This is a genomic window from Pedobacter ginsengisoli, from assembly GCF_002736205.1.
Lineage (GTDB): Bacteria > Bacteroidota > Bacteroidia > Sphingobacteriales > Sphingobacteriaceae > Pedobacter > Pedobacter ginsengisoli_A.
In genome coordinates this window covers 1,370,881-1,392,916 of the sequence record NZ_CP024091.1, presented here as the reverse complement: position 1 = coordinate 1,392,916, position 22,036 = coordinate 1,370,881, and the positions used below count along the sequence as shown (strand labels likewise).

At 39.3% G+C, this 22,036-nt stretch carries 12 protein-coding genes, 2 tRNA genes and 3 rRNA genes; 5 read left to right on the top strand and 12 right to left on the bottom strand.

What is annotated here, in order from left to right; translation table 11 throughout:
• Positions 1–36: 36 nt before the first annotated feature.
• Positions 37–405 (top strand): glyoxalase superfamily protein, encoded by a 369-nt coding sequence (locus tag CPT03_RS05675; RefSeq protein WP_099437927.1) that lies wholly within the window; start codon positions 37–39, stop codon positions 403–405.
• Between the two features lie 2 nt (positions 406–407).
• On the opposite strand, the gene CPT03_RS05670 is transcribed toward CPT03_RS05675, so the two are convergent.
• From CPT03_RS05670 to CPT03_RS05630, 9 genes are all read right to left on the bottom strand, one after another.
• Positions 408–2,297, bottom strand: coding sequence for a M1 family metallopeptidase (locus tag CPT03_RS05670; protein ID WP_245869983.1), 1,890 nt, complete (start codon positions 2,295–2,297; stop codon positions 408–410).
• Positions 2,298–2,319: 22 nt separating this feature from the next.
• Positions 2,320–3,669: a PhoH family protein gene (locus CPT03_RS05665; RefSeq protein ID WP_099437926.1), complete on the bottom strand. Its 1,350-nt coding sequence runs from the start codon at positions 3,667–3,669 to the stop codon at positions 2,320–2,322.
• A 221-nt stretch (positions 3,670–3,890) separates the two neighbouring features.
• Entirely contained in the window at positions 3,891–5,426 is a 1,536-nt protein-coding gene (locus CPT03_RS05660; RefSeq protein WP_099437925.1) for an IS1182 family transposase, read from the bottom strand.
• 138 nt (positions 5,427–5,564) lie between these two features.
• Positions 5,565–6,206, bottom strand: a complete 642-nt coding sequence (locus CPT03_RS05655; protein WP_099437924.1) for an outer membrane beta-barrel protein — start codon at positions 6,204–6,206, stop codon at positions 5,565–5,567.
• Positions 6,207–6,499: 293 nt separating this feature from the next.
• Positions 6,500–6,611, bottom strand: a 5S ribosomal RNA gene (gene rrf / locus CPT03_RS05650).
• A 176-nt stretch (positions 6,612–6,787) separates the two neighbouring features.
• Positions 6,788–9,664 (bottom strand): 23S ribosomal RNA (locus CPT03_RS05645).
• Between the two features lie 225 nt (positions 9,665–9,889).
• Positions 9,890–9,966 (bottom strand) — tRNA-Ala (locus tag CPT03_RS05640).
• A gap of 15 nt (positions 9,967–9,981) precedes the next feature.
• Positions 9,982–10,056, bottom strand: a tRNA-Ile gene (locus CPT03_RS05635).
• A gap of 113 nt (positions 10,057–10,169) precedes the next feature.
• Positions 10,170–11,691, bottom strand: a 16S ribosomal RNA gene (locus CPT03_RS05630).
• Together the 16S, 23S and 5S rRNA genes with 2 tRNA genes alongside form the textbook arrangement of a ribosomal RNA operon.
• A gap of 921 nt (positions 11,692–12,612) precedes the next feature.
• Here CPT03_RS05630 and CPT03_RS05625 point away from each other — a divergent pair.
• From CPT03_RS05625 to CPT03_RS05615, 3 genes are all read left to right on the top strand, one after another.
• Complete coding sequence (locus CPT03_RS05625) at positions 12,613–13,836, top strand: S41 family peptidase (RefSeq protein WP_099437923.1); 1,224 nt, start codon at positions 12,613–12,615, stop codon at positions 13,834–13,836.
• Between the two features lie 651 nt (positions 13,837–14,487).
• The gene (locus tag CPT03_RS05620; RefSeq protein ID WP_099437922.1) at positions 14,488–16,128 is read left to right on the top strand and encodes a murein L,D-transpeptidase; all 1,641 of its coding nucleotides are present in this window, start codon (positions 14,488–14,490) and stop codon (positions 16,126–16,128) included.
• A gap of 238 nt (positions 16,129–16,366) precedes the next feature.
• Positions 16,367–17,086, top strand: a complete 720-nt coding sequence (locus tag CPT03_RS05615) for a DUF4397 domain-containing protein (protein ID WP_157766361.1) — start codon at positions 16,367–16,369, stop codon at positions 17,084–17,086.
• 6 nt (positions 17,087–17,092) lie between these two features.
• Here CPT03_RS05615 and rpiB read toward each other — a convergent pair whose 3' ends face one another.
• Genes rpiB through CPT03_RS05600 form a run of 3 tightly spaced genes read right to left on the bottom strand, consistent with a single transcriptional unit; the run spans position 17,093 to position 21,335 of the window.
• Positions 17,093–17,542: a ribose 5-phosphate isomerase B gene (gene rpiB, locus CPT03_RS05610; RefSeq protein WP_099437920.1), complete on the bottom strand. Its 450-nt coding sequence runs from the start codon at positions 17,540–17,542 to the stop codon at positions 17,093–17,095.
• A gap of 11 nt (positions 17,543–17,553) precedes the next feature.
• Positions 17,554–19,848 (bottom strand): c-type cytochrome, encoded by a 2,295-nt coding sequence (locus CPT03_RS05605; protein ID WP_099437919.1) that lies wholly within the window; start codon positions 19,846–19,848, stop codon positions 17,554–17,556.
• Between the two features lie 26 nt (positions 19,849–19,874).
• Complete coding sequence (locus tag CPT03_RS05600; protein ID WP_099437918.1) at positions 19,875–21,335, bottom strand: aminoacyl-histidine dipeptidase; 1,461 nt, start codon at positions 21,333–21,335, stop codon at positions 19,875–19,877.
• Between the two features lie 218 nt (positions 21,336–21,553).
• On the opposite strand from CPT03_RS05600, the gene CPT03_RS05595 reads away from it, so the two are divergent.
• Positions 21,554–22,036 carry a TlpA family protein disulfide reductase gene (locus CPT03_RS05595; RefSeq protein WP_099437917.1) on the top strand — a complete coding sequence of 161 codons (483 nt, stop codon included), beginning with the start codon at positions 21,554–21,556 and terminating at the stop codon, positions 22,034–22,036.

Here is a 22,036-nt window from a genome sequence, read left to right as displayed (position 1 = left end):
GATTTAGTTAATGCTTTCCAAAACAATATATGTATAATGACTAAGATAATTCCCATTTTCAGAGCCTTTGATTATGCAAAGGCAATAGAATTTTATGTAGAATGGCTGGAAGCCAAAATCGTATTCGAACATCGTCCAGAAGCTAGTCCTTTCTATATTAGAGTAGCCATTCAAGATGTTGAAATAGATTTATCAGAGCACCATGGCGATTCCTCACCAGGTGCCAAAATTTCTATCCAAAACTTTAAAGGGCTTCAAAGCTTTCACAGTTTATTGATCAGTAAATCTTATAAATACATGAATCCCGGACTGGAACATTCAGAATGGCAGGCAAATACTCTAGAAATGACTGTTATTGATCCCTTTTACAACAAAATAATTTTTGAAGAACACCTGATCAAATAATTTTACTTTAAAAGTTTATCTATAGCCATGTAAGTCATAGGATGATAGTTAGGTCGGGCTTTTTTGTAAATCTCTTTAGCTCTTTTTAAACCTTCAGGGGTTTTCATCATTTCCTTATACAAAGGAATAATATGCCACATTCTTCCATTTTCTATTAAATAATCTTCTATTCTTTTATCGGCAACGGTATAGTGGTTACCAATAGCCATAGTGTACCATAACAACTGAATATCAGTATTATTAGAGCCGGTAAAATTAAATTGTTCATCTAAAAATTTCATTTGTTCAACTGATAATTTTTTTGGCAAATAAGTGATAAAAAACTTCTTCTCATTACTGGTTACAATTTCTCTTTTCAGCATAGATGTATCAAAAGGCAATCCCTTTGTGGCAGAAACTACAAGACCATCAATTTTCCATAGCTTTCCTCCCTTACTTAACAAATCTTTAGAATAAGCAATATTTGATGGTATTCCTGGTCCATAAACCCAATCATTTATACGGATTTTCTTCTCAAGGTCAGAATTACCCTTAATTAGATTTTCATTCAAATACAATAAAAACTGTTCTGTAGAAACAGATTGGAAAGCATGGCTATCAAAATAACCTCTCAAAAAAACATCAAATTTCTCCCTACCTACTGCTTCTTCAATTGTACGCAAAAAGAAATAGCCCTTTTCATAAGCAATGTCATTAGTTCCTTCGTCCGGATTTCGTCCTGTATAATCAGTTTTCAAATAAGTATCCTTACTTGTATCTCCCATTTCCTTAACTGCATCTTCCAAAGCCTTTTTTGCAAATTCTTCTTGTATCTGAGCTTCAGTCTTACCAAAAATCGCTTCATCTATCCTTCTTTCAAAGTAATTCGTAAACCCTTCATTAAGCCAGAAATCATTCCATGTAGCGTTTGTAACCAAATTACCACTCCAACTGTGTGCCAATTCATGGCTAATTATACTCACCAAAGATCTGTCGCCAGCTATAACTGTAGGAGTAATGAATGTTAAATTGGGATTTTCCATACCTCCAAACGGAAAACTTGGAGGCAGCACCAATAAATCATACCTGCCCCATCTGTATGGGCCATACAGCTTTTCAGCAGCATTTACCATTTTACCCATGTCGGCAAATTCATAAACAGCATTTGCCAATACCGATGGCTCAGCATATATTCCTGTACGTTTATCAACGGCTTTGAATTCGATATCACCAACAGCCAACGCCAGCAGATAAGAAGGAATAGGATGAATCTGCTTAAAATGATAAATACCCTTACTGTTTTTTACCTCAGGATTTTCTGCACTCATTAAAGCGAGCAAATCATTTGGAACTGAAACGGTTGCATTGTATGTAAACCTTATACCTGGACTATCCTGACAAGGAATCCAACTGCGGGCAGCGATGCTTTCTGACTGTGTAAATAAATAAGGACGCTTTTTACCTGCTGTTTGATGCGGATTTAGCCACTGCAAAGCACTTGCTTGTGCATTGGTTGTATAATAAATGGTTATCAACTTTGTTTCAGGGGTAATAACCACTTTTAGTGGCCTTCCTAAAAACTCCTTCTCCTCGCCATAGGTAAATGTGGTTTCCTTTTCTTCTGCACCAAGAGTGATTTTTGATATATTAAGTTGACCATCATCAAAAATAATCTCATTTGATTTAGCCTTATTGTTTATTTTCCAAACTGCCTTTCCACTAATCTGTTGATTCTCAAAATTAACCTTTATATCCAGATCCAGATGTTCAACTACAGCTATAGCTGGTTTTGAAAAAGAATGCGGGTCTTCAACAAGCTGACTTGCAGCTTGTTCTTTTTGTTTACAGGACAACATCATCAGAAATGGAATGAACAAGATTAAATTCTTTATCAGAACAGTTTTTTTAAACATAATCGCTAGTTTATTATTCAAATTATAATAAGTCGTTTGCAAGATTTGCCAGTTCGCTACGTTCACCCTTATCCAACGTAATGTGTGCGTATAGCGGGTGGTTCTTTGCATTTTCTATCAGGTAAGATAACCCATTACTCTCGGCATCAAGATAAGGTGTATCTATTTGATAAATATCACCTGTAAATATGATCTTGGTATCTTCCCCAGCCCGCGAAATTATAGTTTTAATTTCATGTGGAGTTAAGTTTTGTGCTTCATCAACAATAAAAAAGATCTTAGAAAGCGTTCTTCCCCTAATATAAGCAAGCGGAGTAATTACAATTTTACCTGTAGTTACAAACTCATCTATCCTTCCCTGCATCTTTAAATCGTGATTATACTGTTCTTTAATGAACCTCAGATTATCCCATATTGGGGCCATATAAGGATCTATCTTCGATTTTGCGTCTCCTGGTAAAAATCCTATATCCTTATTACTTAATGGAATAATTGGCCTTGTTACATAGATTTGCCTGTAATCTTTCCGCTGTTCCAATGCACTTGCAATGGCAAGAAGTGTTTTTCCAGTACCTGCCTTACCCTGAATGGTTACCAGTTTAATTTCCGGATTTAGTAAAGCATGCACAGCAAAAGATTGCTCATGATTTCGCGGTGAAATATTAAATATTTTCTTTGAACTAACCGGATATAAACGCTGTGTAGTGGAATCAAACCAGGCTGTAGCAGTTTTCCTGCTGTTTTTTAGTATACAAAAATGATTTGGAGATTGAGGTGCAATATCCAGTAACTCAGTGCTAATACTACCTTCTGTTTTAAGCTCAGCAAAAAGTTGCTCCGGAACTTTAGAAAGAACTGTTTTCCCGGTATAAAGTTCATCTACATTTTTGATCTTTCCTGTTTCGTAATCTTCAGCATAAAGTTCCAACGATTTTGCTTTTAAACGCAGGCATATATCTTTTGATACGAGTATTACCTTTTTCTCCGGAAACTCTTGCTTTAAACTTAAAGCAGCATTTAGAATACGATGATCAAACTTTCCTGCACCAAAAATAGCTTCTGCATCTGCATGATCGGGCTTATTATCCATTACCACTTTAAATCGGCCACTTTTGCTGCCGTTTAAAGGAATCCACTGGTTGATAATTTTATTACCTGATGCATTATCCATAAGCCTAATAAAACTTCTCGCTTCAGCATTCCTTGTTTCATTACCATTCTTCATGTTATCAAGCTCTTCTAAAACCTGAATTGGTATAGCTACATCATGCTCCTGGAAATTATTGAAAGCATTATGATCGTATAAAATAACAGAAGTATCGAGAACAAAGATCTTCTTCTGTAACGAAGGGTTTTTAGCAGTTTTACTCATGACACCTAAATTTAGCGATTTTTACGCTTGATACGAAATTGAATAAACAACCAATAAATACTTAAAATTCTAAATATAATTGTGAAAAATATGAGGCTGTCTCAAATAAATGAGGCAGCCTTATTTTGTTAAAAACAATTTTTGCTTGGTGTTCGGTTGCTAATGGGTTGCTTTTGTTACTTCATCTTATTTTGGGATAAAAATATCAAAAGCAGCTCTTTTTAAGCTGCTTTTTTCCTGATATTTTGTGCTATTGCTAATAATCCCCATTCTATTGCTACTTTTTCCTTACCGCGGAGCATAAATCTGCGGAACCCATGGTTCTGTTTAATATTTCCGAAAACTGGCTCTACATCATGACATCGCTGCTTTCGTTTTTCGATGCCTTCTTCACTGTTGAGTAGCTCATAGGCTAGCTCTTTGTGCTTCTCCAGATTCTCGTTAATTTCTATAATCCTATTTCCTTTAGATTTATGACAGGCACCGTTTAACGGACAGTTGCTACAGTTTTTTGCCTGGTATTTTTTACTGGTCTGCTTAAAGCCTGTTGTCGTTATCCGCTTAGCATTCCCTATATAATCCATCTGCTGACCCATTGGGCAGATATAACAGTCTTTTTCATGATTATAAAACAACTTCTGAGCACTAAAGACTTTGTTGTTATTATACTTTTCGCTCTGTTGTTTATCGAACATACCATATTTAACATAGGCCTCAATATCCTTAGCTTTTAGGAGCTCATAATTCTCTTCGCTTCCATAACCTGCATCGGCTGTAAGTGTTTTTAAAGTTTTACCAAAACTGGCCTGGTGCTGATTGATGTGTGCTGCTAATGTTGTGGTATCTGTAGGGTTTGGATGAATGGTGTAGTTGACGATAAACTGGTTGGAAGTAGAGATCTGCACATTGTAACCCGCTTTGAGCTGCCCATTTTTCATGTGGTCTTCTTTCATCCGCATAAATGTAGCATCGGGATCTGTCTTGCTATAACTGTTTCTTCCACCCAAAATTGCTTCTTTATTTTCATATTCAGCTAGCTTTTTAGGATATTCTTTACTTGCATACTTGAGTTTGTTTTTGACTTTTTTGTCAACCTCTGGCTTATCTGCAAGTACTGCATTTAATGTGTCCACCGTATCTTGTACCCGCTCAGGATTGATATCAGTAAAATCTGGTGGTTCAGGTAGATTGTCTTCTGCTTTGGCTACACTTTGGGCATATTGCCAAATTTCACGCAAAGCCTTCTTCATCTTTTCCTTATTGGTTTGGATAGCCTTTTTCCATACGAATGTGTATTTGTTGGCATTGGCTTCTATCTTAGTTCCATCAGTATATACCTCTTCAATACTCAATAAACCCTCACCAGCAAGTAAACGCACAACTTCTTCAAATACACTGCGAAGTGATTCCTTTAAACGTACCCCACGAAATCGGTTGATGGTATTGTGGTCGGGATAGCTCATCCCACTCAGCCACATAAAATTGATGTTTTCTTTGCAGGCGGTTTCTAGCTTTCTACTACTATATACATTACTTACATAACCATAAACAAGTACTTTTAAGAGCATCTGAGGATGATAACTCGAAGTACCCTTGTCTTGATAAGCATCCAGAAGCCCCTGGATGTTGATGCGGTTGATAATATCATTTACGATCCTTACCGGGTGCTTCTTGCCCACCAACTCATCTAAGGTAGGTGGAAAGGCCATGATCTGGTCCTGATAGTAAGGCTTAAAAACAGGTCTTTTTGATGACATAAATCTCAATTATTAACACTTAAATATCTGAAATTCAATTGATTAAAACAAATTTATCCCGTTCAAATTTATGCTTTTTAATCAACAAAAAGAGGATGCCTTTTTGAGACATCCTCAATTTGATATAAAATTTAAGCTTTAGAATAGCAAATATATTTTAAAGCCGAGGTTGTTGAAAGCTCCGCTAGTACTCAAATTAAAAAGGGTATAACTATTTTCATAGCTACTTTGACCACCATTATTATTTCCTTTTTGCTTATCGACTGTGTAGAATGCATTTGCTGATAACAAACTTGATTCAATGGCAAATCTTTTAGAAAAAAACCATGTTAAACCACCATCTACACCAACCGAATATCGATCAGTTATCCTGTCCTCATAATTTGGGTCGGCATTATCAGTTTTCGTATAACCATAGCCCAATGAACCACCAGCAAAAGCGTATAGCTTTTTAACCAATGGATAATACTGCTGATAATTTATACCAGCTCCATAACTTTTTGACTTTGATCCTGAAACATTCGCTACATATTGGTAATCTTGGTTTCCATAACTGACATCAAGACCTAATTTGGTATTATCCTTTATAAATAATCCGTAGCTCAAAGTGAAATTGTTCGTTTTTGTTTTGTCAATATCAGTAGCGCCGGCTCCATTTCTGACCTTAGACTTACTTGTTTGTGAAGTAATACCAAAACCTAAAGCACTGGTACCTTTTGTTTGGGCATACCCGCATAGGGAAGCCAATACTGCTACTGCAGTTAATAGTTTCTTTTTCATATTGTGTGTGTTTAAGTACTAAACCTAATTATTTATATTGTCATTGTGAAATATTTATTTTCACAATTTGTAACATAATTAAGATAATCATCAATAACACTTTCTAAAAACTATTGCTTGATAAAGAGAGAATAAGAAATTTTATAATAAAGCCCTAAAGGTTTTACAGAAACCATCGTAAACATCAAGCTATGATAAACATCATCCACAGTTAAAGCTCAAGTTTAGTTAACCAGGAAGGTTATAAACGCCAAAAACCCTGTAATTTAACATTACAGGGTTTTGGATTTAAGATTTGGCACCGACCTACTCTCCCACGTGTTACCGCAGTACCATCGGCTCTGGTGGGCTTAACTTCTCTGTTCGGAATGGGAAGAGGTGGACACCACCGATATAGGCACCTAAATATTTTTAATTGTAAGTATAGTAGTTAGATTGTAGTAGTTAGTATCCAGAGCTGAACCTGTTCGCCTGAGCCAACATCATCTCTAACTACTAAGTACTCCATACTAAGTACCACTCTACAAATGACATATTATTGAAAGAAGTTAAGTTTTGAAGAACAAACAACAGTTTACTGCTCTTGAAAGCTTCGGATTATTAGTATTACTCGACTTTGATGTCACCATCTTTACATCTGTAACCTATCAACGTAGTAGTCTGCTACGGTCCTATATGGAATTCTCATCTCGTGGCTAGTTTCGCACTTAGATGCTTTCAGCGCTTATCTATTCCCAGCGTAGCTACTCTGCAATGCCCCTGGCGGAACAACAGATTCACTAGAGGCTAGTCCAACCCGGTCCTCTCGTACTAAGGTCAGCCCCACTCAAAATTCCAACGCCCACAACAGATAGGGACCGAACTGTCTCGCGACGTTCTGAACCCAGCTCGCGTGCCACTTTAATCGGCGAACAGCCGAACCCTTGGGACCTTCTCCAGCCCCAGGATGTGACGAGCCGACATCGAGGTGCCAAACCTCCCCGTCGATATGAGCTCTTGGGGGAGATCAGCCTGTTATCCCCAGCGTACCTTTTATCCTTTGAGCGATGGCCCTTCCATGCAGAACCACCGGATCACTATATCCGTCTTTCGACCCTGATCGACTTGTTTGTCTCACAGTCAAGCAAGCTTATGCTATTGCACTCCTCATACGGTTACCAAGCGTATTGAGCTTACCTTTGAAAGCCTCCGTTACCTTTTTGGAGGCGACCACCCCAGTCAAACTACCCATCAAACAATGTCCTCCGCTTGGCGGAGTTAGACACCGAATACAGAAAGGGTGGTATTTCAACGTTGACTCCACGACGCCTGGCGACGCCGCTTCATAGTCTCCCACCTATCCTACACATCCTGTATCCAATGTCAATGTTAAATTGTAGTGAAGGTGCATGGGGTCTTTCCGTCCCGTTGCGGGTACCCGGCGTCTTCACCGGGACCACAATTTCACCGAGCTCATGGCTGAGACAGCGCCCAGATCGTTACACCATTCGTGCAGGTCGGAACTTACCCGACAAGGAATTTCGCTACCTTAGGACCGTTATAGTTACGGCCGCCGTTTACTGGGGCTTCGATTCAATGCTTCGCCTTACGACTGACATCCCCTCTTAACCTTCCAGCACCGGGCAGGTGTCAGGCCTTATACTTCATCTTTCGATTTTGCAAAGCCATGTGTTTTTGTTAAACAGTCGCCTGGGCCTTTTCACTGCGGCTGATATTGCTACCAGCGCCCCTTCTCCCGAAGTTACAGGGCCATTTTGCCGAGTTCCTTAGCCATGATTCACTCGAGCACCTTAGAATTCTCTTCCCGGATACCTGTGTCGGTTTGCGGTACGGGTTTTTATAACCTGAAGCTTAGCGGTTTTTCTTGGAAGTCTGATTACCTGCACTATCCACGCCCCCGAAGGTTTGCGGTACTATCAGCGTTCAGCTACACCGGCGGATTTGCCTACCGGTACAATACCTACAGCCTTCAACGATCTATTCCGTCAGATCGCGGCAGTGTCACTACTCCGTCCCCACATCGCAGTTATAAAAAGTACGGGAATATTAACCCGTTGTCCATCGAATTTCCCTTTCGGGTTCTCCTTAGGCCCCGACTAACCCTGATCCGATTAGCGTTGATCAGGAAACCTTATCCTTTCGGTGGGCGGGTTTCTCGCCCGCCTTATCGTTACTTATGCCTACATTTGCTTTTCCAGAAGCTCCACCACAACTTACGTCATAGCTTCGCTGCCGCTGGAATGCTCCCCTACCGTAATATTAATATTACCCATAGCTTCGGTGTACAATTTTATGCCCGTTTATTATCCATGCCCGATCGCTCGACTAGTGAGCTGTTACGCACTCTTTAAATGAATGGCTGCTTCCAAGCCAACATCCTAGCTGTCTATGCAATCGGACCTCGTTAGTTCAACTTAACTGTAACTTGGGGACCTTAGCTGATGGTCTGGGTTCTTTCCCTCTCGGCGCGTGACCTTAGCACCCCGCGCCTCACTGCCGTGTATATTAAATAGCATTCGGAGTTTGTCTGGATTTGGTAGGATTTGACTCCCCCGCACCCAATCAGTAGCTCTACCTCTATTTAACTTCACCACGACGCTGTTCCTAAAAACATTTCGGGGAGTACGAGCTATTTCCCAGTTTGATTAGCCTTTCACCCCTACCCACAGATCATCCGGAAACTTTTCAACGTTTATCGGTTCGGTCCTCCAGTACGTGTTACCGCACCTTCAACCTGTCCATGGGTAGATCACAAGGTTTCGCGTCTACCTCCCCTGACTATACGCCCTATTCAGACTCGCTTTCGCTTCGGATCCGTGTCTGAAACACTTAACCTTGCCAGAGAAGAGTAACTCGTAGGCTCATTATGCAAAAGGCACGCCGTCACGCCACCTGGACGCTCCGACCGCTTGTAAGCACACAGTTTCAGGTTCTATTTCACTCCCCTGTTCGGGGTTCTTTTCACCTTTCCCTCACGGTACTGGTTCACTATCGGTCTCTCAGGAGTATTTAGCCTTACCGGATGGTGCCGGCTGATTCCCACAAGGCGTCTCCGACCTCGCGGTACTCAGGATACTACTAGACTAATGGTACTTACGTGTACGAGGCTCTCACTCTATATTGCCAGGCTTCCCATCCTGTTCCACTTCATCGCATTATAATCACATCGTAGTCCTACAACCCCAGTTATGCCGTAACATAGCTGGTTTGGGCTCTTTCCCTTTCGCTCGCCACTACTCAGGAAATCATTATTATTTTCTCTTCCTCTGCTTACTTAGATGTTTCAGTTCGGCAGGTTTGCGTATATTACGACTGGTCTTCAACCAGCCAGGTTACCCCATTCGGAAATCACCGGATCAAGTCATATTTGCTAATCCCCAGTGCTTATCGCAGCTTATCACGTCCTTCATCGCCTCTGAGAGCCAAGGCATCCCCTGTGTGCTCTTATTTACTTTCTTCTCTCCATAGCCTTTTGCGCCTATGGAAATGCTTTTTTGATTGTCATTATCTCTTTAGTATACCTCATGCAATTGCTTGCTTTTGGTATTCCTCAGGTCAAACAACGTCTCTATTGTTGTTTGCTCTTCTTTTTTAACTTCTTCCAATATGTCAAAGAACTTTTCTATCCCGGAATATCTGTTAGGATATCCTATTTCCTTACCTTTTATAACAGGTAACGGTGATGGTGGAGAATAACGGAGTCGAACCGTTGACCTCCTGCGTGCAAGGCAGGCGCTCTAGCCAGCTGAGCTAATCCCCCTTAAGATTAATCTTGTAGTCCCGAGCAGATTTGAACTGCTGACCCCTACATTATCAGTGTAGTGCTCTAACCAAACTGAGCTACGGGACTTGATGTCTATACTGCAGTATGGAGCACTAAACGATGCTTCATCCTATGGGTTTTCTTTTTGAGATCTTCTGTCATTATATCATTTACGTAGCGAGTAGTCTGGCCTACTCCAGAAAGGAGGTATTCCAGCCGCACCTTCCGGTACGGCTACCTTGTTACGACTTAGCCCCAGTTATCGGTTTTACCCTAGGACGCTCCTTGCGGTTACATACTTTAGGTACCCCCAACTTCCATGGCTTGACGGGCGGTGTGTACAAGGCCCGGGAACGTATTCACCGCGTCATTGCTGATACGCGATTACTAGCGAATCCAACTTCAAGAGGTCGAGTTGCAGACCTCTATCCGAACTGTGAATGGCTTTTTGAGATTCGCTTGCTGTTGCCAGCTTGCTGCCCTCTGTACCATCCATTGTAGCACGTGTGTAGCCCCGGACGTAAGGGCCATGATGACTTGACGTCGTCCCCTCCTTCCTCTCTGTTTGCACAGGCAGTCTGTTTAGAGTCCCCACCTTAACGTGCTGGCAACTAAACATAGGGGTTGCGCTCGTTGCGGGACTTAACCCAACACCTCACGGCACGAGCTGACGACAGCCATGCAGCACCTAGTTTCGTGTGATTGCTCACTGACCTATCTCTAGATCATTCACTAACTTTCAAGCCCGGGTAAGGTTCCTCGCGTATCATCGAATTAAACCACATGCTCCTCCGCTTGTGCGGGCCCCCGTCAATTCCTTTGAGTTTCACCCTTGCGGGCGTACTCCCCAGGTGGAATACTTAACGCTTTCGCTTAGCCGCTAACTGTATATCGCTAACAGCGAGTATTCATCGTTTAGGGCGTGGACTACCAGGGTATCTAATCCTGTTTGATCCCCACGCTTTCGTGCCTCAGCGTCAATAAAACCATAGTAAGCTGCCTTCGCAATCGGTGTTCTGTGACATATCTATGCATTTCACCGCTACTTGTCACATTCCGCCTACCTCTAGTCCATTCAAGCTCATCAGTATCAAGGGCACTGCGATGGTTGAGCCACCGTCTTTCACCCCTGACTTAATAAGCCGCCTACGCACCCTTTAAACCCAATAAATCCGGATAACGCTTGGATCCTCCGTATTACCGCGGCTGCTGGCACGGAGTTAGCCGATCCTTATTCCTTCGGTACATTCAGCACATTACACGTAATGTGGTTTATTCCCGAATAAAAGCAGTTTACAACCCAGAGGGCCGTCTTCCTGCACGCGGCATGGCTGGTTCAGAGTTCCCTCCATTGACCAATATTCCTTACTGCTGCCTCCCGTAGGAGTCTGGTCCGTGTCTCAGTACCAGTGTGGGGGGTCATCCTCTCAGATCCCCTAGTCATCGTCGCCTTGGTGGGCCGTTACCCCGCCAACTAGCTAATGACACGCATGCCCATCTTAATCCTATAAATATTTGAACATTGGATAATGCTATCCTGTGTTTTTATGCGGTGTTAATCCGAATTTCTTCGGGCTATCCCCCTGATTAAGGTAGGTTGCATACGCGTTACGCACCCGTGCGCCACTTTCCCAGCTGGCAAGCCAGATGGTATCGTTCGACTTGCATGTATTAGGCCTGCCGCTAGCGTTCATCCTGAGCCAGGATCAAACTCTCCATTGTAAAATGTTATAGTTTGAATCACTGACCATTCTTAACTTGTTAATAATAGTCTGTATTCTTGTTTTTGTATTGTCTGTCAGAACCTGACTCTAAAATAATAGCACCGGTTTCATGTACTTTGAAATCGTACTTTCTTACCTCGCTACGTTGATAAATGACATCTCTTTAATGAACTTCGCGGGTCACCTCACGGATCCCCTTTCTTATATCTAATCGCTAATGGCTTATGTTGTCTGCAAGGTCGTATTGTTCCCCGCTTGCTGTTTAACCAATAACGCTTTTCAATCTTCTTTTTATCGTTAACAAACTCCGTTTGATAACTCCCGTTTTGTTTGGGACTGCAAAGGTAGAAATCTTTTTCTTCTTCGCAAATCTTTTTTCAAATTTCCTGCAGCATTTCTTTCTCTCCTATACCTTCCCTCTCAATGACGCCCTTCCTCCGAAGCGGGATGCAAAAGTAGAAAAATTCAAACACTCTACAAACTTAAATCACCCTTTTTTACCCCAAAATCCATAACACCCTTAAAAACAACAAGAAAAATTAACAGCAGCTTAAAACATGGGTAACATCGGGGTATATATTATACCCTATAGCTAAGGTTTCGCCCTATCACACTAACGCCTTTCCATCAGCCAACATCACACCTTTAATGGCCTGAAAAATGACCAGGGGTCGTTCAAAGTCGTCTCAAACTCGTTCAGGAGTCGTAAATAAGTCGTCTCTTTAATACACCAAAATCCCAAAAAATCCAATTCTGTAATTCTATTATAGTATTATATTTATCTCATCAAATGCACATGACCAGATGAAGATTAAAGACTCTTATAGTTTATTTATATTTTGACGCAACATTTCTAAATAATTTTAGTCTTTTTCTTAATACATCATAAACCCGATTCTTTATAAGCTATTGACCCAATATGAAAAAAACAATTATTGCTATTCTATTTGTACTGATCAGCGATCTATCCTTTTCGCAAACATTATCAAAAACCGATTTCATGGAAGATTTAGAATTCCTGAAAAAAACTTTACCTGTTAAGCATACTAACCTTTTTGCCAAAATAAACAGTAGCCAATTTGAAAATAAGGTTGATCAGGTATCCATGAGATCGAACGGATTTGATCAAAATCGCTTTATTGCTGAACTCTTTAAGTTAACAAAATCCATAGGTGATGAGCACACTTTTATAGAAGTAGATTTCAGTAAAGTTTTACCCATTCAATTCGAGCTTTTTAAGGAAGGTTTATTCGTTGTGGGGATCGATTCTGCAAATGCTTTGGCACTGAATAGTAAATTGGAGAGTATAAACGGACATCCGGTTAGTGAAGTAATGGCTCGTTTTAAGGAAATCATCCAATATGAAAATCCTGCGTATTTTGATGATCGCCTTTTGCAAAATCTTAACAATCCAGTATTGTTAAATGGTTTAGAACTGATTGACAGCGATTCGATAGCAACCTTTACATTGAGCAATAGCACTGGTCAGATACAAAAGATTAGTCTTAAACCGGTGTCAGGCAAAGATGTCACAAAGCTGAACCTGGTACGATCGGGGGGAAATCTGCTCTCGCACAAAAAAAGAAGTAATTATTGGTTCGATTATAATGCGGATAAAAAAATCCTTTATTTCAATTATAGCGAATGCAGAGAGCACCAACAATATTCTTTTGCAAAATTCAGTGAAGAACTTTTCCCTATCATTGATGAACAAAAACCCGAAAAAATTATACTCGACCTACGTTACAACGGTGGAGGAAATTCGGCCATTTTAAATCCTTTCATTGAAAACCTATCTGCAAGTTATTTAAACAAGAAAGGAAAATTCTATGTACTTATTGGCCGTCATACTTTCTCATCAGCAGTAATGAATGCGGTGAGGATTAAAAGAAATACAAACGCTATCTTTATTGGCCAACCCACCAGTGGCAATATTAATGGATATGGTGAAGTAAGGGGCTTTGAACTACCAAAATCGAAGATAATAGTAGCCTATTCTACCAAATATTGGGAAAACTGGAAAGGAAAGAAAGGCCCGTTAAAGCCTGATACAAGCGTAGAATATTCAATTAAAAACTATGTAGAAGGAAAAGACGAAGCACTGACTCAGGTGTACAAGAATGCGAAAGAACATTCTAATTAATTTTTGAGAAGCTAAAAAGTCTTATAAAAAAGAAAACGGAGTCTCGCTTCTTTCGATTTGAGTTCTCCGTTTCCACCTTTTTATCGCCGTAGCTTTAAAAAAGCATCAATTCTTCTTTTACTTTACCATTTCGTAGTATTCTTAGTTCTCACGAACTTTGAAACCCGTCTAAGTTATCTCTTTGTAAATCATCCCGTAGGTTTCATTATCTGAGATACGTCCGTCCTGAAGCAGTCTACATACCTTTGCGCTGGGGCTCCGGTAATCTTAAATCCCGTGTTCTCTGTCTCCTTTGAACTTCGAGTTTTTATTTACTGATCATCGAAATTTCCAGAATCTTTTTGCCCTTGGGCTAAGTTTTCTTTTTGGAATTTCTTCAGACTGTCAAAGTACTTCGTAATTGATAGATCTAATTTACACACTTAAACCATTGAAAACAAGAAAAATATGATTTATTTTTCTAACAATTCACCAACACCTTATCAACAGGTTTTCAACATAGTTATAAACAGAAAAAATCCAACAAAACAACTGTAATACAACATTTTACAATAGAATGAATCTAAAAGATGTGAATATCTGCAGATTGAGCCCTTCCTTTACTTTTCAAATCGATTTGAAATCATGATATTTATTACATAAAATTAAAGCATGAATTTGTTACGCCCATTCCCTATTATAGCCTTTTTGCTTTTGGGACTGCTATTTTTTAATAGCTGCAACCAATCGGAAAAGAAGGCACCAAAAATTACAAAAGACTCATTAAAAAGACGTTCTATTAAAGATTGGAACAAAACAATTCCTGGAAATTTTAATTCTGAGCAGGAGTTATTCTTTGATACACTTCAATTAGAATCGTTTATCACTGCGCATCCTTTGCTTAAAGAATATACTGCCTCAATCCAAAAATTTTATAGCAACAGGCATTTTGCCTTTGCATGGTATAACAAAAATGGATTAATAGAACAGGCAGGCAACCTTACGGATCGAGTTAAAAACCTTAAAGATGAAGGGATTAACAAAGATATTCCATACAGGGCTTCGCTGGATTCTATGATTTATGCCAAATCAACCAAAAAACCAAACATTGAACTGGAGCTGATGCTAACTGCTCAATATTTTGTTTTTGCTAAACTGGCCTGGGAAGGCATGGATGCTTCCATTAGTAAATCGTCGGAATGGTTTCTTCCACGTAAAAAGATTGCGTACGATGCTTATTTAGATAGTATGATTAAAAGCCCAGCCAAATTTGCCGGAACAACTGTTGCCCCGGTTTACAGACAATACGATCTGTTAAAGAACTTCCTTATTAAATACCGGGAGCTTGAGCAAAACGACCAATGGCAACCCATAGTGGCTGATAAAAAATCATATAAGCCCGGAGATTCATCGGCAGTGATTGCCCAGATAAAAACACGATTATTTAAATTAGAGGATTTTAAAGGCGACACTACTGATACGCATTACAATGATGAATTTCTTTTAGCCGTAAAACAATTTCAGGAAAGAAGTGGCATGCCTGCGGATGGTACAATAGGCCCCGGCACGTTAACTGAGTTAAATACCCCAATCAAAAAAAGGATAAGGCAGCTTTTAGTTAATATGGAGCGCAGCCGCTGGTTACCTGTTCAAATTGACTCGAGCTACCTTGGTGTAAACATTCCTGAATTTAAATTGCATGTTTACCATGCTGATAGCTTATTGTGGAGTGGAAATGTTGTGGTGGGACAATCTATACACAAAACGGTTATCTTTTCGGGTGATATGAAATATGTAGTATTTAGCCCTTATTGGAATGTTCCGACAAGTATTGTGCGTAATGAGGTATTACCTGCCATGAGGCGAGACAAAAGTTACATTAAAAATCACCAAATGGAAATAACCGGCTACAGCGGCGGCTTGCCGGTGGTAAGGCAAAAGCCTGGCCCAAAAAACTCATTAGGCTTAGTAAAGTTCCTTTTTCCAAATAGTTACGATATCTATTTACACGATACACCTTCGAAATCATTATTCGGGGAATCTTCCAGAGCATTTAGTCATGGTTGTATACGTGTAGAAGATCCTGCAAAACTTGCCGCATTTCTGCTTAAAAACAACAAAGGCTGGGATGACAATAAAATAAAAACTGCCATGAATGCGGGGAAAGAGCAATATGTTACTTTAAAAAAGAAAGTGCCCGTTTACATCGCATATTTTACCGCCTTTATAGATCGAAATAATCGGTTAAATTTCCGTAAAGACATTTATAGTAGAGATGAACCTCTGGCTAATATGCTCCTTAAAGAAGAATAATTTTCATCTGTTTATAATTTGTCTTTCATTTGTGATGAAGCTATCAAATTTATTCACACCACTTTGTGGTTTGAAAAATCATGATGGTTTCATTTTTTTTAATCCTGCTGTAGCGATTCCTTTGTAAGCCTCGTTTAGTGGTTTGAGAGCGTTAATTTAGATTCAGGGTCGGCTCTTGATGAGCCGGCTCTGTTTTTTTTTATGCTCATTATTAACTGTAAACCCTAAACCAATTTTTATGGCTACTAAATCCTACACTAAAAGCTCTTATTCAAACTCATTTATAATCTGCATTGTTGCTATAATTATCTTGCTTTTAACCTTACTGATGCAATCTTGTAAAAATGATCCTGCTCCCAACCCAGATCTTTCTTTAGTTAGTGTTACTAATGCATCGCCTACTTTAGCTACTTATAATTTCTATTTGAACCAAAGCAAAGTGAATTCCGGTGCGCTTCCTTTTGGGGGTGTTGTACCTTATTTTCGGTTAAGCCCGGGCGAGTTTACCGGTAAACTTACCACCGAAACCAGTACTGAAAGCTTACTTTCGGAAAGCTTAAAATTTGAAACCGGCAAAATCTATTCCTTATTCATTATAGGAAAGGCAACAAGCCTTGACTATCTTGTTGTTAACGATAACATTAAAGTTCCAGCTGCTGAAAAAGCTTTTGTAAGGTTTATAAATTTATCTCCTGATGCCCCCGCGCTTAATCTTGCATTTAAGGATAGTGTTGCTGTGGCTACCGATAAAGCATATAAAGCTGCGAGTGATTTTGTTGAGATTCCTGCCAAGCTCTACACTTTTGAAATTAAAGACAAAGCATCTGGTGCAGTTAAAAAAGAACTGAAAGATATAGATATCAAAAAAGGCAAAGTTTATACTATAATATCAAAAGGCATGCTTACTCCAGAAGGAACCGAACATGCCTTTAATGGCCAAGTTATTACCAATCAATAAAGCCCCCTACATCTCTCCTCTCTCAATAGCGGCTATTTTTTCTAATCGTTTAACATGTCGTTCTTCGTTAGAAAAGATAGCCTTGAGAAACGCCCTCACAATATCTTTGGCCAATTCAATGCCAATAACACGCTCACCAATACATAATACATTTACGTCATCATGTTCAACTGATTGATGTGCCGAATAGGTATCATGGCATACACCTGCTCTGATACCCTTAAATTTATTTGCTGCCATACTAACTCCTACAGAGCTACCACATACTAAAATCCCCCTGTCGCCTTCTTTATTTAACAAAGCATGAGCAACATGTGCAGCATGATCAGGGTAATCACTTGGCGCACTTGTATGAGTTCCTTTATCTATTACTTCATATCCTTCATCAAGCAACATTTTCACTAATATGGTTTTATATGCAAAACCGGCGTGATCTGATCCAATTATTACTTTCATAAATTTGTTTTTCAGTTTTTTGATTCTAATTCTTCAACTGTAAATGCTTTTTGTCTGCCTTTAAGTTTCTCACGAACGCTCACCACATCCTTAACATCGATTTTACCTCCATTGTTTTGCCATGAGCTTCTGATAAAGCTTAGTAATTGAGCAATATCTTCGTCAGAAATTTCATCGCTATGACCAATTCCAGGCATATCACCTGCAATTTCAGGGGCCTGATACACATGACCATTAACATTTACCGGGCCTGTTAATCCAAACAACACAATTGAAATGAGTGTATTTTTTTCACCATTCACCCATTGAGATTTATTTAGCGGCGGAGCTAAAGAAGCTATGCCATTACCATCGTGCGAATGACAGGTTTGGCAGGTTGACAAGAAAAGAGCCGATCCTTTAGGAAATTGTTTGGCAAGAACATCAGGATCTCTATTCTTTTTAGTGTTATTGTAAGCAGTAATTACCCGCTGCAGCTGTTTGTTTATTTTTAGGTTTGTATCAGGTTCAAATTTGGCGATACTTTCTTTAAAACGCTCTTCGCGATAGGCTAAGTTGCTAATCACGGCATCAGAAACAAAACTATTGTTAGGATATTTTTTTACAAGACCAACCAGCATATTATCGGCTGCCTGTTCATTAAATGGCTTAATATATTTTGATACAAATGCAACATATGGCGCTGCTAACTCATCGTTAGCTTCTATAAGGTCATTTAATGCTTTTACATAATACTCATAAGATGATAAATTAATTACCGAAGGCAACACTGTTAAAGCCTGCATTCGAATTGGCCAGTTTGTATTTTTTAACAAAGGCAATACCTCATTGGTTTCTAAGGCATTAAGACCCTCAAGCGTCCATATTGCATGGATTACTTGTAAAGGATTTGTTGTTTCCTTTAAAATTGCCTTTAAATGCGGAATGGCTTGCTTGTACTTTCCATCAATTAGCGTTTGTTGAGCCATATCGCGCACAAAACCATTCGTACTTCCCAATAAGGCTATAAGTTTATCAGGATCATTAGGTATAGTTACAGCAACTGGCTTTTTACCTTTAGGAACAATCTTATAAATTCGGCCGCATGCCAGTGGTAATGTAAGGTTTCTGGCTTTAATCTGGCCAGAAAGATACGGGGTAACATAGGTTTTATGCTGTATAATTCCCCTATACATATCCACAACATACAATGCACCATCAGGCCCATTATATAAACTTACGGGTCTAAAACGTTCGTCGACGCTGGCTAAAAACTCTTTATTTTTGTATGCTTGTTCTCCATTTACAGCATTTCCGTTCTCTTTTAAAATATTTCTCTTAATTAAGTTTGCCGAAGGCTCAGCAACAAATGCATTAAAATCGAAAGCGCTGCCAAATAAATCTCCACGATAAATCAATGGCCCGCATGCTGCAGTAAAGTTTCTTAATCTCAAGCTATCATCCAGTGTTCCTGGTGAATAACCTCTGTTTACCCCTGGTGTAGGCCTGATTGGGTATACGCGATTATCTGGCACTGTTCTTTCAGAAAAACCATCTACACTTCTTTGGTTCCTATTTGTAGCGCCAAAGCCCGGGCTAAAATAATCGCCTAATAAATTTGTTGAATTATCATTGTAGTACAACCTTCCATAATTATCCTGGCTTATTCCCCACTGGCCTCTAAAATGCGTATCCTCAATTAACCATTTATCGCCTTGCTTTCTGTATCTTTTACTTGATTTGGCGTTATAAATCCAATTATCTAGCGCCCTTAATAATCCATTTGGCTGATGCTCTACATTACCATCAACAGCATATTTATTATCTACAAGGGTTCTTTTTACCGGTTTATCATTTTTAAGTTCATAATACCACAAGTTTGGTGGTTCTGCTACCAGAATTCCATCTTCAATTAAGCAAATTGCTCTTGGCAATACTAATGAATCTAATACCAGTTTACGTTCATCTGCTATACCGTCCTTATTTTTATCCTCCAGAATAACGATTTTACCCGAGGGCTTATCTTCTCCAGTCCCTAAAGTATCGGGCATATAACCATTCATTTCTACTACCCACATGCGTCCTTTCTGATCAAAACTCATTGCCACAGGTGTTGTAACCATCGGTTCGGCGGCAATAAGCTCTACTTCAAATCCATCTTCAATAAGCATTTTACCAATGGATTCGTTGGCGGGAACAACAGGCGACTGACTAAAATCTATAGGCTTATCTGAAACCGATTTCAAAGTAGAAGCCTTTTTATAACTCTGGCATTGGTATAAAGAAAAAACAATAAGTATTAAAAACGCGTATATGTAAACTTTCATAATTTGGGCAAAAGGTTGGCTAGTATTTAGTTATTTTTAACTGGAATTTGCTGAAGTACCTTTAGCAAATAGTCCCAGAACTTTTGTACTGAAGAGATCTGTACCTTTTCGTCTGGCGAATGTGCTCCATGAATTGTTGGTCCAAAAGAAATCATATCCATTCCAGGAAGATGAGCTCCCAGAATACCGCATTCTAAACCTGCATGGCAGGCATTAACGTTAGGTTCTGAATTGAAATTGTTTCTGTATAGCTCTGCCATCAATTCTAAAATGGCAGAATCCGGATTAGGTTTCCAGCCCGGATAATCTCCACTACGCGAAACATCACATCCAATAATTTCCAAAGCCGAAGCTACCGCAATTGCTACATCACGCTTGGTACTTTCAACACTACTTCGTTGTAGCGACTGGGTAACAAATTCTCCGTTTGCAATAATAACTCTAGCAAGGTTAGAGGATGCCTCTACCAGGTCAGCAATATCGGGACTCATTCTAAAAACACCGTTAGGCAACGCATAAATGGCGTTTGTAATCTTTGTAAAATCTCCCTCATCCATCACAAACCCAGGTAACTCTGCCTCAGTTGCCGAAACTGATAAAGAAGGCTCTATAGCATGAAATTCAGCCTTAATAGTAACAGTAAAACTTTTTATAAAGTCGTTAAATTTTTCTTTCCGTGCAGATGTTATAACAATCACTGCATTTGATTCTCTCGGTATGGCATTTCTTAAGCTTCCTCCATCAACTGAGCCCAACTGGATACCAAGCTCCTGATTTGCCTCATAAAGCAACCTGTTCATCAATTTATTCGCATTGGCCCGCCCCTTATGAATATCCATACCAGAATGGCCACCAAGTAAACCTTTTATAGATATCTTGTAAGCTATTACATTGTCTGCAACTTGTTTTTGCTTATACGTATATATCGTATTTGTATCTATACCTCCGGCACATCCAATAGTAAGCTCATCATCTTCTTCGGTATCAAGGTTAAGCAGAATAGTTCCCGAAAGGTTAGATGGATCAAGCTCCTTTGCTCCTGTCATTCCTGTTTCTTCATCTATTGTAAATAAAGCTTCAATAGAAGGATGAGTAATATCTGAAGAGGCCAAAATACTCATGATAGTTGCTACTCCAATACCATTATCGGCACCCAAAGTAGTACCTTTTGCCTTAACCCAATCACCATCTACATACATTTCAATTCCCTGAGTATCGAAATTAAAAATGGTATCGCCATTCTTTTGGTGTACCATATCCAGGTGCGACTGCAAAATTACGGTTTGTCTGTTCTCCATACCAGCAGTTGCAGGCTTCTTAATAACTACATTCCCGATATGATCCTGAATTGTTTGCAGTTTAAGGCTTTCGCCAAAATCAACTATAAACTGTATTACCCTTTGTTCTTTTTTTGATGCCCTGGGTATTGCATTTAAACTGATAAAATTATTCCAAAGCGCTGTCGGCTCTAAATTTTCAACTTTCATTAGTCGCTCATTTGTATGTAAACAAACTTAGAGAAAAGTTTTTATAAACAGTTCAGGCTAATCTTTTATCATCTTATTGTTGCACAAACCGGCCATTTGCAATCACTTAGCGCAACTATCTTTATTGGAAATCCTTGACTCTATTGTAAAAATTAGGTTTTAAATGACGTTTTTTCTTATAAAGAATATGATATTAGCACTTTCTTATTAAGAACATCATGAAAAGACTAATATTCTCCCTAATTCTTTGTGCATTTTCGACCATTGCTTTTAGTCAGACTCTTTTACCGGGTAGTGTGCTACCTACGGCAGTTTTCTATAAAACTGATGGCAATGCCTATTCAACAACTCAAATAGCTAAAGGCAAAAAAGCCTTATTGATGTTTTTTGATGCTACTTGCGAACACTGCCAGAGAACAGCCGCAAACATGTCTAAGAGAACCAAAGAACTAAAGAATATTAATGTTTATATGATTACTCAGGATGAGCAACGTTCTATTGACTATTTCTTTACCAATTATGGCAAACCACTACAAGCCCTAAAGAATGTAACGATTTTACAAGATCGTGATCGTGTATTTATTCCGTTGTTCCATCCAAAACAATACCCGTCACTATACCTTTACGATACAGCTAAAAAGCTAACGTTTTACTCCAGCAATGAAAAGGATTTATCAAAATTCTTTGATTTGATGAAATAA

Coding starts and splice junctions, on each gene's coding strand:
- CPT03_RS05625 (WP_099437923.1), top strand. CDS start 12,613: ATGAAAAAAACAATTATTGCTATTCTATTTGTACTGATCAGCGATCTA.
- CPT03_RS05620 (WP_099437922.1), top strand. CDS start 14,488: ATGAATTTGTTACGCCCATTCCCTATTATAGCCTTTTTGCTTTTGGGA.
- CPT03_RS05595 (WP_099437917.1), top strand. CDS start 21,554: ATGAAAAGACTAATATTCTCCCTAATTCTTTGTGCATTTTCGACCATT.
- CPT03_RS05655 (WP_099437924.1), bottom strand. CDS start 6,206: ATGAAAAAGAAACTATTAACTGCAGTAGCAGTATTGGCTTCCCTATGC.
- CPT03_RS05600 (WP_099437918.1), bottom strand. CDS start 21,335: ATGAAAGTTGAAAATTTAGAGCCGACAGCGCTTTGGAATAATTTTATC.
- CPT03_RS05665 (WP_099437926.1), bottom strand. CDS start 3,669: ATGAGTAAAACTGCTAAAAACCCTTCGTTACAGAAGAAGATCTTTGTT.
- CPT03_RS05675 (WP_099437927.1), top strand. CDS start 37: ATGACTAAGATAATTCCCATTTTCAGAGCCTTTGATTATGCAAAGGCA.
- CPT03_RS05605 (WP_099437919.1), bottom strand. CDS start 19,848: ATGAAAGTTTACATATACGCGTTTTTAATACTTATTGTTTTTTCTTTA.
- CPT03_RS05615 (WP_157766361.1), top strand. CDS start 16,367: ATGGCTACTAAATCCTACACTAAAAGCTCTTATTCAAACTCATTTATA.
- CPT03_RS05670 (WP_245869983.1), bottom strand. CDS start 2,297: ATGTTTAAAAAAACTGTTCTGATAAAGAATTTAATCTTGTTCATTCCA.
- CPT03_RS05660 (WP_099437925.1), bottom strand. CDS start 5,426: ATGTCATCAAAAAGACCTGTTTTTAAGCCTTACTATCAGGACCAGATC.
- rpiB (WP_099437920.1), bottom strand. CDS start 17,542: ATGAAAGTAATAATTGGATCAGATCACGCCGGTTTTGCATATAAAACC.